The sequence below is a fragment of the Dyella sp. CR10 genome (assembly GCF_055814425.1).
This window is the reverse complement of sequence record NZ_CP185986.1, coordinates 3,476,311-3,490,176: the sequence shown is the minus strand read 5'-3', so window position 1 is coordinate 3,490,176 and position 13,866 is coordinate 3,476,311. Positions and strand designations below refer to the sequence as shown.

Sequence of the window (13,866 nt, the reverse complement as noted above, 5' to 3'; positions counted from 1 at the left end):
ACGTGCCTATCCGTAAACCCAGCCTCCGCGCTTGCGCGGAGGCGTTGATTCCCTGCTTGTTCGGCCTGGCCGCCTGCTGGATCGTGATGGGCGGCGGCGGCTTGTCCTTCGGCAACATCCGCTGGCTTGCCCAGGGCGATCTCGCGCAGAGTTACCTCGGCTGGGCCTTCTATCGGCACGACCGGTGGATGCTGCCTTTCGGCGCAAGTCCTTCGTACGGGCTGGAGTTCCACTCGTCGGTGCTCTACTCCGATTCGGTTCCGCTGCTGGCCATGCCGTTCAAGCTGCTGGCGGCCTGGTTGCCGGAACCGTTCCAGTACTTCGGCGTGTGGCTGCTGGCGTGCTTCATCCTGCAGGCCTGGTTCGCCTGGCGCCTGCTCGGCCTGGCGACGGAGAACCGGTGGGCGAAGGCGTGCGGCCTGGTGTTCTTCGTGCTTGCGCCACCGATGCTTCAGCGCCTGGGCGGACATCTCGCGCTGTTCGCGCACTGGCCGTTGCTGGCCGCGCTCTACCTTTACCTGCGCGGATCGCTGCAAGGGCGCCGCTCGATGGCCGCGTGGCTCGCGCTGGTGCCGATGAGCTTTCTGATCCATGCCTATGTGTTCCTGATGGTGGCAGGCATCTGGGCAGCGGATGTCCTGCGCCGGATCCTCGAAGATCGCCGCGCGGGGAATACGGGGTGGGCGGCCGTACCGCTGAAGGAAATCGTGCTGGTACCGGCGCTCACTTCGGCCGTGGCATGGCTCGCCGGGTTCTTTCTGGTGCCGGGAAAATCCGCGCAGGCGGATGGCTACGGGTTCTACAAGATGAACCTGCTGGCGCCGATCAATGGCGGCGGCTGGTCGGCGCTGGGATGGAACGCGCCCACGGGCGGCGGCGGCGAATACGAAGGCTTCAATTACCTGGGGCTGGGCGGGATCGGCCTGTGCGTCGCGGCTGCGCTGCTATGGCTGTTCGTGCGCAGGCGATCGGCCGAGCGGCCGGCGATCCGCTGGCCGCTGTGGACGCTCGCCGTGGTGTTTACGCTGCTGGCGATCACCAACACGATCGGGTTCGGCCAGGCGCAATGGCATCTGTCGCTGCCTTTCGGTCTGGAGATGCGGCTGGCCCATTCGCCCGTGCAGGCGACCGGACGGCTGTTCTGGGTGATGTACTACCTGCTGCTGGCCGCCGCCTTTTTCGTTCTGGCCCGTGCGCTGCGGCCGCGCATGCTCGTGGCCGTGCTGGCGGTGCTTGCGGTACTGCAGGCCGTGGACATCCAGGCTGGCGTGAGAAACCTGCGCGCCATGCAGCTGGCGCGTGCGGACCAGGCGGCCGGGGTATCACTGACCGGCGGATTCTGGGACGCCGCGGCCACCCGCTACCGGCGTGTGCGCCTGCTGCCGACCCGCGTGCTCGCACCAGGCTGGGAACCGCTCGCGTTCTACGCGCAGCGGCACGGGATGGGTACCGATGCGGTGCAGCTGGCGCGTGTCGACTGGAAATCCTTCAACCGTGCGAGGACTGCGCAGCGCATCGGCCTGCTCAAGGGCCGGCCGGAAGATGGCACGCTGTATGTCGTCGACGAGCCGTACACGGATCTGGCCGACATCGCGGCGCGGCCCGGCGACGCCTTGTTCAAGCTGGACGGCTATCGCGTCTATGCGCCCGGTTGGACCGGTACATTGCCGGCGGGCGCGACAGATCTGCGCGGCAGCGCGCAGCATGCGGGTTCGGTCCTGTCGCTGCCATTTGCCTCCGGCGTGGGCGAAGGCATGCCCGCGCAGCCACTGCTGGGCGAGGGTTGGCGACAGGAGGCCAACAGTGCCGGCATGGAGGGCGCGCGCGCGACGTTGTTCGTGCCGCGCGACAAGGATCGAGTGCTGATCCTCGACTTCCATGCCATCGACCAAGCGGAGGCCAACGGTCTGCGCATCGAGGCCTTGATGGGCGACTTGCCATTGGCGGCGTGCACCTGGGGCGACGGTTCGTGCCGGCAGTTGCGCCTGCTGATTTCCGCGGGAACGCAGACGCGGGGCTTCCATGAAGTCGTCCTGCGGACGACGCCGGCATCCGAACGTCGCCGGCCGGTCATCGCGCTGGACAAGCTGTCGCTGGAGGCGCCCGCTCAGGGCGCGATGGCGCGCAAGACCGAAGCCGTCAGTGCACCGCTGACTGCCGTGCGCTGACCATTGGCGCGGATCACCAGCGTGCGCGGCAGCTCGCCGCCCCAGTCCGGATCGATCAGGTAGTTGATGCGCTCCGGCGTGGCGTCGGCATAAGCACGCGCAGGCAGCGCTTCCACGCCGGCATCGTGCAGGCGGGTGGCGATGGCATCGCGCTGGTCGAGGCTGTCGGTGGCAATGGCGATCAATTCCATGTCGCGCGGATGCGCGCGCTGCAGTTTCGCCAGCGCCTGCAGGTTGGGTTCGCAATAGGCGCAATCCAGCGACCACAGCGCGAGCACGCGCACGCCGTGCGTCGGCGGTTTGAGCAGCGCGGGCACATCTTCGGCGTTCAGCGCGCTCGGTGCCCCGGCTTGTGCGGACAGTGGCAGGGCCAATGCGCAGGCGAGCAGCAGGCGGCCGATCACAGTGCCTCCGTCGGCACCAGGCGGAAGCCGGCGGCGGTGTTCCACGCGGCGAAGGCGCGGCCCTGCCAAAGCAGCAGTTGTGGCGACGCCGCTGCGCCGGGCGTGTTGGCGATGCCGCGCGCTTCGTCGAAATGCAGGCCGCCGTCGCGCGATTCGCGCAGCATCAGCGCGGCGCCCTGTGCGCCGACCTGATTCCACACGACCCAGACCTGCTTGCCGTTGACGGCGATGTCCGCATGGCTGGCGCCGGGGCCGGCCATGGTCTGCAGATGGGTCGGTGCTTTGCCCGGTTCGAGCTGGCCATAGCGGATGGCAGGCTTGTCCTTGGCCTCGTACCACACGGCGTGGCGCACGCCGTCCGCGTCGATGGCCAGCCCCGGGCCGTGATGCGGGCAACCGGCGATGTGCCAGTCGTCGAAGGTGGCGCGCTGCGGTTCGAGCGGGCGGCCGTCGGCATGCAGTACGGCGTAGGCGTGGTCGCGGATGTTGTCGCCGAAGATGCTGCGGTAGAACGCGGCGACTTCGCCCTGCGGCGTGAGCGCCATCGCGATGCGGCAGCACTCGCAGGTCTCATCGGCGAGCTTGCGTTCGGCGGAGAAGGTCTTGCCGCCGTCGGTGGAGACGCTGGTGTAGATGGCGGCGCCCAGATACGGCTTGCCCTTGGCGGTGGCCGCTTCCAGGTCGCGCTTGTCGATCCATGCCATCACGATGCGGCCCTGGCCATCCACCGCCATCGCGTCGAAGCGATGGGTGATCTCGGCGCGGTCATGATGCACGGTGATGGGCGCGGAGAAATGCGCGCCATCGTCGATAGAGCGCGCGAAGCGCACGAAGCCGGTCCACGGTTTCGCGCGTGGCTGCGACCAGCTGACGTAGAGCTCGCCCTTCGAGCCGAAAGCGATCTTCGGGCGGTTTTCGCCCTCCGCGTAGATCGGCTCAGCCTCGACGTTCACCGGCGTCGGCGCGCTCAAGGTCCGGCCGAAATCGTCCGAATGGCGCAGGCGCACGTGGCCGTCCGCGGCATCGACCAGCCACAGCCGGCCCTTGGCGTCGATGGCGGCGCTGGCCCCGAGATCCGGACCCTTGGGCATCGCCATGCCCGTGTGCATGTCGTGTCCTTCGTGCGCGGACACGGCTGGGGCGAGCAGGCAGAACAGCAAGGCGAGGTGTTTGCGCATGGCGCGGTTTCCGTCAGTAGTCCCAGCGGACTTCGCCGAACCAGGTGCGGCCGGCGTAGGGATGGTAGACCCAGTAATGCTCATTCGTGAGGTTGTCCACGCCGGCCGAGGCGGTCCATTGTGGCGCGAACTTCCAGCGCAGTTTCGCGTCCGCCACGGTGAAGTGGCTGACCGCGCCATAGGTGTTCACGAAATCGCTGTTGTCGAGCGTGCCGTACTGGCGGCCGGAGTGGCGCACGGCCAGTGAAGCGTCCCAGTCCGGCGCGAAGCGGTAGTCGGCGACGAACGTGGCGCGCACCTTGGGGATGCGCGGAAACCACTTGCCATCGGCGAGCGGGTACTGGCGGTCTTCCAGCGTCTTGGCGCGATTGAGCGCGACGCTGGCCTGCAGGTCCAGGCCGCTGACCCAGACATCCTTGAGCGCAAGCTCGGCCTCGATGCCGCGCATGCGCACCTTGCCCACGTTCTGGATATTGGTGACGGTAGGTGTGACGGTAATGTCGGTCTGCGAGTAGAGCGAATCGGCGATACGGTCCTGGAACACCGAGATGCGCCAATGTCCATTGGCCAGCTGGCGCAGCAGCGTGAGATCGGTGGACCAGTCTCGCTCGGGGCGCAGGTCGGGGTTGCTATTGACGATGGCATTGGCGGAAAGGCTGCCCTGGAACAGCTCGTTCACCGTCGGGTAGCGCACCGCCTTGCCGCTGGCGAGGCGCAGTTGCCAGTCCTGGGCGAAGTCCCAGGCGAGCGCGGCTTTCGGCGAGAAGTCGGTGCGCTGGCGGTCGGCGTAGCGTTTTGCGGTGGCCGCGTTGGCGCGCAGGCCGTCATAGGCACGCCATTGTTCCCAGCGGCCGCCGAGCGTGAGCGCCCAGGCCGGCGCGAAACTCCACACGTCCTGCACGTAGGCGGCATAGGTACGAGTGCGTCCGCCGAAGGCGCTTTGCCGCGGACCGTCGGCATCGCCGCGCCAGTCGCTGGCCTTGCGCACGTTCGAATCCAGCACGTAGCGGTCGCCGTGCAGGCCGGCGTAGAGCATGTGCTTGTCGCCGAGCGGGCCGGAGCTGCGCAGGTCCCAGGTTTCCCAGCCGGAACCGCCGAGATCGGCGACGGTGCCCGGACCGCCGAGCGGCCCGACGGGCGGCGCGAGGCTGGCGCTGTGCGTCTGCGAGCGCACGAAGTCGTATTTGCTGCCGACCGCGGTCCAGCGCCAGCCGTTGTCGAAGCGGCCGTTCAATTCCAGGCCGTAGAGCGCGTGCGTCTCGCGCGTCGCCGACGGCGCCAGGCCGCTGACGGGCAAGGTCCAGGTGCGGCCGTAGGCATTGATCACGCCACTGTAGACCGGTTGGCCGGCGGCATCGCGGATCAGGCTGCGCGTGCGGTCGTCCGCATGGTTGTGCCAGTAGCCGAGCGTGAACAGCGCGGCGATGTGATCGGTGAGATCCACGCCGATCTTGAGCTTGGCCTGGGTCTGCTCGGTGTGCTCGATAGTATTGGCGCCATAGACCAGGCGCGGACTGCCATTTGGATTGCGATCCAGCGTCGCGCCCTGCACCGGCACGGCGCGCGCGGCATTGCCGCCGGCGGTGGCCGTGGCGTACTGCATCGGCTGGCCGTCGTTGTCGAGCTTGTTGAGCGTGAGCATCCAGCTCCAGCGGCCTTGCTTGTTGCCCAGCGTGGCGGCCAGGTTGCGGCCGTTGTAATGGCCGCCGGTGCCGTAGCGATCGCTGAAGTCCTGGCTCATGAACTGCGCGCTGGCGCTGGCGACCAGCTGTTCCGGCAGGCGCGTGTGAATCAGCACCGTGGTGCCGAGCGAATTGCCGGGATAGAGCGCGGAGTAGGGGCCGTACAGCACGTCCACGGCGCCGATTTCCTCCGGCGCGACCATGCCCCAGCGCGGGGCGCCGTCATAACCGTTGGTCATCAGGTTGGACAGCAGCAGGCCATCGGCATAGACCAGGCTGCGCGCGCTCTGCAGCGTGCCGGCGTTGCGGCCGCTGATCACCGCGTTGGGATCGCCGATATAGCGCTTGCGCACCTGCAGATTGGGCGCGTACTTCAGCGCATCGGAGCTGTCGGTGACATTGCGCTTTTGCAATTGCTCGCGGGTGACCCGCACCTGCACCGCGGGCGTTTCCGTGACCTGCGTGTCGCTGGCATGGACGTGGACAGCGTCGAGCGTGGCAGGCGCAGCGGTCTGCTGAGGGCCGGCGAAGGCGGGAGCGGCAAGCAGCCCGGCCAGGGCCAGCGGAAGCGCACGGCGGCGGTGCGGACGGTTCAATGGCATACCCTGGACCCTGGTCAAGGGTTGGCAGGATAGCCGCGGCACGGTGACGAGAAAGGTGGCGTGTTGTCGCAGCGCCGCCGGGTCATTCCTGGTCGGGACGCTCGCGCACCGGATGCTTGCTCAGCTTGCGCTGCAAGGTGCGGCGGTGCATGCCGAGCCGGCGGGCGGTCTCGGAGATGTTGCCGTCGCATTCGGTAAGCACGCGCTGGATGTGTTCCCACTCCAGGCGACGCAATGCCAGCGGAGCTTCGGGCGCGTCCAGCACGTCATCGTCGATGGCCGGGGCGGTGTCGCCGTCGAGCAGGGCGCGCACCACCGCGTCGGCATCTACCGGTTTGGCCAGGTAATCGTGCGCGCCGCGCTTGATCGCCTCGACCGCGGTGGCAATGGAGGCATAGCCGGTGAGCAGCAGCACGCGCATCTCCGGCACCAGCGAGCGCAGTTCGGGAATCAGGCGCAGGCCGTTCTCTTCGCCCAGTTTCAGGTCCAGCACGCAATAGCGCGGATGATGGCGGCGAGTCAGCGCGCGCGCCTCATCGGCGGTGCCGGCGGTGATGACTTCGAAACCGCGCGAGCTCAAGGCCCGGGCCAGGACGCGCGCGAAAGTCACGTCGTCGTCGATGATGAGCAGGGGCTGGGCGGGCTGGTCGGTCATGAGGCCTCCGGGACGGGTGCTGGGCGTATTGTCGCGCAAGCCTGACCGGCAGGCCCGGGGGCGCGGCGAAGTGTCCCGCTCAGCCGTCGCGCCGCGCGCCGACCACGGCCAGCGGCAAGCGCAGCTGCATTTCGGCGCCGCCGCCGGGCGCATCCGTTGCGGTGAGTTCGCCGTGCAGGCGTTCTGCGGTCGCCTCCGCCAGCGCCAGGCCGATGCCCAGCCCGGTCAGCTTGTGCGACTGGCCCAGCGAGGCCGGCGCGCCGGTGGGAACGAAGCCCGGCCCGTGATCGCGCACCGCGAACTCCAGCCAGCCGCCTTCGCGCCGCGCGATCAGGCCGACGGCCTGCGACTGGTTGAGTGACGAAGCCTCGAATGCGTTGTTGAGCAGGTTCAGCAGCGCGTGGCGCAGACCCGGCGGGGTGCGCAGGACGATGGCTGCCGCATCGTCGTCCAGCTGCAGGTCGAGTTCGGCCTCGGGGCGCAGCAACTGGAAGCGCTCCAGGCAGCCATGGATGAAGCCGTCCAGCGTGGTGCATTCGGGCACCTGCGAAAGCTGCGCCTTGCCGAAGGCGACCATCTCGCGAAGGATCGTGCGGCAACGCTCCACCTGGCCCTCCAGCAGCGCGAGGTCCTCGCCGAGCGCGGTATCGCCGGCATGTTCTCGGCGCAGTTCCGGCAGCAGCGTGCGCATGGTGGAGAGCGGCGTGTTGAGTTCGTGCGCGGCGCCCGCTGCCTGGGTGGCGATGGCGAGAATACCTTCGTCGCGCAGCGCGCGTTCGCGCACGCGTTGCACTTCCACCTGCTGCAGACGTACGGCACGTGCTAGCCGGTTGGTGAAGAAGGCCAGCAGTACCGCCGAAATAACAAAGTTCACGCCCATGCCGGCGACGTGTAGATTGAAGCCGGAAGGGCCGAACGCATGCTCGGGCACCGGCAACGGTACATACGAGCCCAGCAACACCAGGTAGGCCACGCCGGCGAGCAGGGCGACGGCGAGGATCGCGCGTACCGACAGGGCGGCGGCGGTCAGGGCGATCGGCACCAGCAGCAACGTGATGAACGGATTGCTGGCGCCGCCGGTGAAATACAGCAGATAGCCCAGCTCCAGCGTATCGGCCGCGACGTGCAGGATGGTTTCCCATTCGCGCATGGGTGACGGCTGCGACAGCCGCCATGCGGCATAGACGGCAAACACGGCGAGCGTGCCGATACCCACCATCAGCGGCAGCAGGGGGATGTCGAGCTTCATCCAAAGTGCGCACACCAGCACCGCCACGCTCTGCCCGGCGATGGCACAGATGCGCAGCCAGGCAAGCGTGCGGGTGAGGGCGGTGGGGCCGATGCGCTGCTGGGCGAGGGAGCGTTTCATGCGCGCATTCTAAGTTGCCTGCGACGAAAGGCCCGGCGCGAGTCTCGCGAGAAGGCGCAGCCGGCCGCGGCACCGTCCATCCGTGGCGCCGGAGGGGCATGAACGGGACGCAAAAAAATGCGTTACGGCGGCCACTTGCGGCGTTCTTCCGGCGGAGGAGGAGGCTGCGTGGGGACGCTATGGCATCATGACCGTTTTGTGGCCGACTCGAGACGCGGAACCCCTTCCGCGGCAACGGGTCAGCATGGTCTGCCGCCCCGGGCGGCGCTTCGCACGGACTTCATCATGGCTGCCAGCGGCATCCGCGGACCCAAGCAAATCTGGAACGCCTTCAAGTGGTCGATGAAGGGGCTGCGCGCCGGCTGGCGGCACGAGGCCTCGTTCCGCCTGGAGGCCTGCCTCGCGCTGGTGCTGATTCCGCTCGGCCTGTGGCTGGGTCACGGCGCGCTGGAGAAGATCGCGCTGGTACTGCCGGCGGTGCTGGTGCTGTCGGCCGAATTGCTCAACTCGGCCGTGGAAGCGGTCGTGGACAAAGTCAGCCCCGAGTTCCACGAGCTGGCCGGTCGCGCCAAGGACATGGGCTCGGCGGCGGTGTTCCTGCTCCTGGTGATGGTGGCGCTGAGCTGGGGGCTGATCCTGGGACCGCGCTGGCTCGGTTGAGCGCAAGGCCAGATTGCGCAGGCTGTTGCGGGATGCTGCAATGAGGGCTCCACCGGATCGGAGCTCGACCCCATGAAATTCCTTCGCGCAGTCGCCCTGCTGTTGCTCGTCCTCGGCCTGTCCGGCTGCGGCTATAACGCGATCCAGCGCCAGGACGAAGCCGTCAAGGCCGCCTGGTCGGAAGTGATCAACCAGTACCAGCGCCGCGCCGACCTGGTGCCTAACCTCGTCAATACCGTAAAGGGTTACGCGCAGCACGAGGAGAAAGTGCTGACCGAGGTGACCAATGCGCGCGCCAAGGTGGGCACGATGCAGCTGTCGCCCGACGCGCTCAACGATCCGCAGAAGCTGCAGCAGTTCCAGCAGGCGCAGGGCGAGCTGTCCAGCGCACTGTCGCGCCTGATGGTGGTCAGCGAGAACTACCCGCAGCTGAAGGCCGACGGCCTGTTCCAGAACCTGCAGGCGCAGCTGGAAGGCACCGAGAACCGCATCACCGTGGCGCGCAACCGCTACGTGCAGTCGGTGCAGGAATACAACTCGATGATCCGTACCTTCCCCAACAACCTGACGGCCAAGATCTTCGGCTACCAGGTGAAGCCGAATTTCACCGTGGAGAACGAGAAGGCGATCTCCACCGCGCCGACGGTCGATTTCGGCACCAGCCCGCAGCCCGCGCCGGCCGCGACGCATTGACATGAGCATGCGGCGCCTCGCGCGGCTGCCGTTCCTCCTGCTGGCCCTGCTGCTTCTTGCGGCAGGGCCTTCGCTCGTGCGCGCGGACGATGCGCCACCCAAGCTGGCACGGCACGTCACCGACCTCACCGGCACGCTCAGCGCACAGCAGATCGATCAGCTCGACAGTCAGCTTGTCGCGCTGGAAAAGAGCAAGGGCGCGCAGCTGGTCGTGCTGATGGTAGGCAGTACGCAGCCGCAGGATATCGAGGGGTACTCGCTGGCCGTGGCCGAGGCCAACAAGGTCGGCCGCAAGGGGCCGGACGATGGCGTGCTGCTGCTGATCGCCAAGAACGACCGGCGCGTGCGCATCGAGGTGGGATATGGGCTGGAAGGCGCCATTCCCGATGCGGCGGCGAACCGCATCATTCGCGAATACATTGCTCCGAAGTTCCGCACCAACGATTACTACGGCGGCATCAGCGATGCCATCGGCGCGCTCACGCTGCTGATCAACGACGAAGCGTTGCCACCGCCGGTGGAACCGGCTCGCCGTGAATCGCGCGGCCTGGGCTTGCAGGAGATGCTGCTCATCGGTGTGTTCGCCGGTCTGTTCCTGCGCGGCGTGCTGGGTCGGGCGCGGATCTGGCTGCGCACGCCACTGGGTGCCGGGCTGATCGGCGGTTTGCTGTGGCTGCTGGCGGCGACGGCGGGCGCGGCGGTGATCGGCGCGATCATCGGCGGCGTGATGATGCTGCTTCCCGCGGGCAGTGGCCGCTCGATCGGCGGCGGTGGCTGGGGCGGTTTCGGTGGCTGGGGCAGCGGCGGCGGTTTTGGCGGCGGCGGCTTTGGTGGCGGGGGAGGCGGCGGCTTCAGCGGCGGTGGCGGCAGCTTCGGCGGCGGCGGTTCTTCGGGGAGCTGGTGAGATGGGACGCGCCCAACGCTTCTTTACCAATCTGTGCGCTGGCTGGTTCCAGATGCGCCGGGCTTTTCCGTCTGCGCTACTGGATGAGATGACGCGTGCCATCGGCGAGGGCGAGCGCCTGCACAAGGGCGAGGTGTGCTTCGCGGTGGAGTCGCGGCTGTCGCCGTGGGACGTGCTGGAAGGTCTCGACGCACGCAGGCGTGCGGAGCAGGTCTTTGCCCAGCTGCGCGTGTGGGATACCGAGCACAACAGCGGCGTGCTGTTCTATGTGCTGCTGGCAGAGCACCGCATCGAGATCGTGGCCGATCGCGGTATCGCGCGCGAAGTGCCGGCGTCGGAGTGGGATGCCGTCTGCGCACGCATGCGCGGGAGCTTTGCGCGTGGCGACTGGCGCGAAGGCTGCCTGCAGGGCATTGCGGATGCGCATGCACTGCTGACGCGGCATTTCCCGGGCAACGACAAGGACACGCCGGACGAACTGCCGGACCGGCCGGTCTTGCTCTGACGACGGTATCGGTCGCCGTCTGTTTCGTGCGGCGGCAGGCATGAAAAAAGCCGCGGGTTGCCCCGCGGCTTTTTTCTTTTGCTACCCGATGAAGGGCATCAGAACTTCTGGTTGTAACGCACGTACCAGAAGCGGCCAATGTCGTACGACGGGTTACCCACGAAGCTGCTGTTGCCGATCGAGTTGCTCGACGCGGTGTAGAAGATCGGGGAAGTACGGTTGAACACGTTGTTGGCACCGATGGAGAAGGTGCCCTGCCACGGCGCCGTCCAGCGGACCGACACGTCGTTGAACGCGATGCCGCCGACCTGACGCTTCGGGGTGATGCCCACGCCCGGTGCGTAGTAGTTCGGCAGATTGCACTCCGGACCGCCGCCGATATCGAACGCGCAATCTTCCTTCAGGCCCGAGTAGTAACGGACGCCCCAGGTCGCGCCGAAGTCGCCGTAGGTCCAGTCGAGGTTCGCGTTGCTGCGAATGCGCCAGGTGGAGTACTGGCCGGCGCTGTACTGCGTCACGCCGCTGCCGAGCGTCTGGTTGTACTTGTCGACGTAGTTCGCGTCCAGGTTCAGACGGAACTGGCCGAACGAGAACTTCGGCAGACGGTAAGACAGGCTCAGGTCGTAGCCTTCGGTTTCCAGCTGGCCGCGGTTGGTCAGCGTGTGCACCAGGTTGATGACCTGGCCGTTGGCGTCACGCTGGAACAGGCCACAGGAAGCGCCGATGTTGCGCAGGTAGCAATCGTTCAGCACGTCGTTGGAGGTGACGCTGCTGATCACGTTGCGGATGCGGATGTTGTACCAGTCCAGCGACACGTTCAGGCCGTCGATGTAGCTCGGGCTGTAGACCACGCCAAGGGTCTTGCTGAGCGAGGTTTCGGGCTTGAGCTTGTCGTTGGAACCGGACAGGAACGGCGTGGTGGACGCCGACTGCGCGGAGTCGACCGGCTTGCCGGCACCATCGGTCTGGGCGAAGTTCGGGGCCAGGCCGGCCGCGCGGCAGGCGGCAATGGCGTTGGCGTTGCCGTTGGCCACGGCGCCGAAGCGCGAATCGCACGGATCGGTGTACACGTCGAAGGTCTGCGACTGGCCACCGAACAAGTCATTGATGGTCGGCGAGCGGAAGCCCTCGGAGATGCTGCCGCGCACCAGCAGGTCGTCGATCGGCTTCCACTGCAGACCGAACTTGCTGTTGGTGGTGCTGCCGAAGGTGCTGTACTTCGAATAGCGGCTGGCCAGGTCGACCGAGACCATCTTCGCGAACGGCAGGTCGGCCAGCACCGGGATGTTCAACTCGGCGTAGGCTTCCTTGGTGTTGTACTTGCCCGAGGACGGCGCCGAGGCCAGGTCGGTGGAGTTGCCGGTCTGCGAGAACGCATCCGGACGGTCGTAGCCAGACTCGCGGCGGTATTCGACGCCGGCGGCGAACTGCATCATGCCAGCCGGCAGCTGGACCACGTCACCGCCGATGTTGGCCGCGAAGCCGGCGGTCTGGGTGCCGTAGGTGCCGTTGGTGTTGACGCCGATGTAATTCATCATTTCCGGCGTCAGGCCGCCGGCGCCGGACAGGATGTTCACCGGCGTGCAGCCGGAGATCACCGCGCCCGGGCGACCGCAACGGACCACACCATCGCTGCCCATGAAGGACGGGCCGAGGCCGTTGGCGAGGTTGATCAGGTTGTAGTTGCCGGTGCCGAAGATGTCGCCCTTGTTCTTGTTGAAGAACCCGCTGACATCCCAGTTGAAGTTGCGCTCGCCGATCTGGAACACGCCGTCGAGGCCCGCGCCGAAGCGGTAGGTCTTGAGGGTGTTCTTGGTCAGGCGCGGGGTCTCCACGCCACGGCGCAGGAATTCGACGTCCTGCGGATTGGCGTAGCCCTGCTGGCTGCCCAGCGGGTTGTAGTAGCTGTCCTTATCCAGCGCCACGCCGGTGTTGCCGGTGCCGATCGGATAGCCGGCGATCTGGATGTTCGCCGTGCGCTCGACGTAGGTGGCGTCGACGTGCGCGGTGACGTTGTCGGTGATCGCGTAGTTGGCCTTGCCGAACAGCGATTTACGCTTCGCGCCATTGACCAGCATCATCTGCGGGTCGGCGTTGAAGTTATCCACGGAGCGATCGTAGGTGTGGTAATCGGCGAGGTTGGTCGGATTGCCGCCCGGGTTGAGCTTCAGCCCGTTGCCCGAGGGATCGTTGAGGATCAGGCCGCCCGGACCGAACGAAGACAGGCCGGAGTTCGGATGGCGCGGACCGTTCGGATAGCGCGAGAAGTCGCGGTCCTTGGCCCACACCGGATCGTCCTTGGCGTAGGTGCCGCTGAACACGTAGGACAGCTTGCCGATCTTGTTGCCCCAGGTGAAATCGTACTGCTGGCGCGCGCCGTCACCCTTGCCGTACTGGCCGTAGTAGACGTTGGCGTCGCCGCCCTGGATGTTGTTGCGGGTGATGATGTTGATCACGCCGGCGATGGCGTCGGAGCCGTAGATGGCCGAGGCGCCATCCTTCAGCACGTCGATGCGCTCGATGATCGAGGACGGGATGGTGTCCAGATCGGTGAAGCCGTCGGCATTGGTGCCCCAGCGGCGGCCGTCGACCAGCACCAGGGTGCGGGCGGCGCCCAGGCCACGCAGTTCGACGGTGGAGCTGCCGGCGTAGGTGTTGGAGGTCAGCGAGGCCGAACGGCTATAGCCCGGCGCGCCCGAAGCGGTGATGTGCGACAGGATGTCGCCCACGCTCACGTAGCCCTGCTTCTGGATTTCCTCGCGGCTCATCGAGAAGACGGGCTGCGCGGTTTCGACATCCACGCTGCGGATGCGCGAACCGGTCACGGTGATGGTGTCCAGGCTCTTGGCCTTGGACTGGTCAGCAGCGGGAGCAGGGGCAGTGGCGGCATCCTGCGCCGCGACCGACCACGTCTGCAGCATGAGAGCTGCGGCGATGGCGGTAGCCAGCAGTGTCTTTTGCTTCATTGTTATGAGAACTCCAAACAAAAAATAGCCAGCCGCCAGCCCGAAATGCTGGTCGCCTGGATATCTGGGATGGCATGTCC

11 protein-coding genes are annotated in these 13,866 nt (G+C 67.0%); 5 read left to right on the top strand and 6 right to left on the bottom strand.

Features of this window, described 5'->3' with window-relative positions; all coding sequences use genetic code 11:
* Window positions 1-2 precede the first annotated feature (2 nt).
* Window positions 3-2,168: a DUF6311 domain-containing protein gene (locus ACNR9O_RS15765; protein ID WP_473687163.1), complete on the top strand. Its 2,166-nt coding sequence runs from the start codon at window positions 3-5 to the stop codon at window positions 2,166-2,168.
* On the opposite strand, the gene ACNR9O_RS15760 is transcribed toward ACNR9O_RS15765, so the two are convergent.
* The 5 genes from ACNR9O_RS15760 to ACNR9O_RS15740 all read right to left on the bottom strand — a co-directional run bounded on the left by ACNR9O_RS15760 (window position 2,108) and on the right by ACNR9O_RS15740 (window position 8,058).
* Window positions 2,108-2,572: a thioredoxin domain-containing protein gene (locus ACNR9O_RS15760; protein WP_473687165.1), complete on the bottom strand. Its 465-nt coding sequence runs from the start codon at window positions 2,570-2,572 to the stop codon at window positions 2,108-2,110. The genes ACNR9O_RS15765 and ACNR9O_RS15760 overlap by 61 nt on opposite strands.
* Window positions 2,569-3,750: a sialidase family protein gene (locus ACNR9O_RS15755; RefSeq protein WP_473687167.1), complete on the bottom strand. Its 1,182-nt coding sequence runs from the start codon at window positions 3,748-3,750 to the stop codon at window positions 2,569-2,571. Before ACNR9O_RS15755 ends, ACNR9O_RS15760 begins: the two co-directional genes overlap by 4 nt.
* Before the next feature lie 13 nt (window positions 3,751-3,763).
* Complete coding sequence (locus ACNR9O_RS15750) at window positions 3,764-6,034, bottom strand: TonB-dependent receptor (RefSeq protein WP_473687169.1); 2,271 nt, start codon at window positions 6,032-6,034, stop codon at window positions 3,764-3,766.
* Window positions 6,035-6,116: 82 nt separating this feature from the next.
* A complete protein-coding gene (locus ACNR9O_RS15745) occupies window positions 6,117-6,689 on the bottom strand; it encodes a response regulator transcription factor (protein WP_473687171.1) in 573 nt (190 codons plus the stop codon).
* 79 nt (window positions 6,690-6,768) lie between these two features.
* Complete coding sequence (locus ACNR9O_RS15740; RefSeq protein WP_473687173.1) at window positions 6,769-8,058, bottom strand: ATP-binding protein; 1,290 nt, start codon at window positions 8,056-8,058, stop codon at window positions 6,769-6,771.
* Between the two features lie 285 nt (window positions 8,059-8,343).
* Here ACNR9O_RS15740 and ACNR9O_RS15735 point away from each other — a divergent pair, with 285 nt between their 5' ends.
* From ACNR9O_RS15735 to ACNR9O_RS15720, 4 genes are all read left to right on the top strand, one after another.
* Window positions 8,344-8,718: a diacylglycerol kinase gene (locus ACNR9O_RS15735; protein ID WP_473687175.1), complete on the top strand. Its 375-nt coding sequence runs from the start codon at window positions 8,344-8,346 to the stop codon at window positions 8,716-8,718.
* Window positions 8,719-8,790: 72 nt separating this feature from the next.
* Window positions 8,791-9,411 (top strand): LemA family protein, encoded by a 621-nt coding sequence (locus ACNR9O_RS15730; protein ID WP_473687177.1) that lies wholly within the window; start codon window positions 8,791-8,793, stop codon window positions 9,409-9,411.
* Window positions 9,412-9,418: 7 nt separating this feature from the next.
* Window positions 9,419-10,315: a TPM domain-containing protein gene (locus ACNR9O_RS15725; protein WP_473700796.1), complete on the top strand. Its 897-nt coding sequence runs from the start codon at window positions 9,419-9,421 to the stop codon at window positions 10,313-10,315.
* 1 nt (window position 10,316) lies between these two features.
* On the top strand, window positions 10,317-10,820 hold the full coding sequence (locus ACNR9O_RS15720) for a TPM domain-containing protein (RefSeq protein WP_473687181.1): 504 nt from the start codon (window positions 10,317-10,319) through the stop codon (window positions 10,818-10,820).
* A gap of 98 nt (window positions 10,821-10,918) precedes the next feature.
* Here the strand turns inward: ACNR9O_RS15720 and ACNR9O_RS15715 are convergent, their stop codons facing one another.
* Window positions 10,919-13,786 carry a TonB-dependent receptor plug domain-containing protein gene (locus ACNR9O_RS15715; protein WP_473687183.1) on the bottom strand — a complete coding sequence of 956 codons (2,868 nt, stop codon included), beginning with the start codon at window positions 13,784-13,786 and terminating at the stop codon, window positions 10,919-10,921.
* Window positions 13,787-13,866 lie beyond the last annotated feature (80 nt).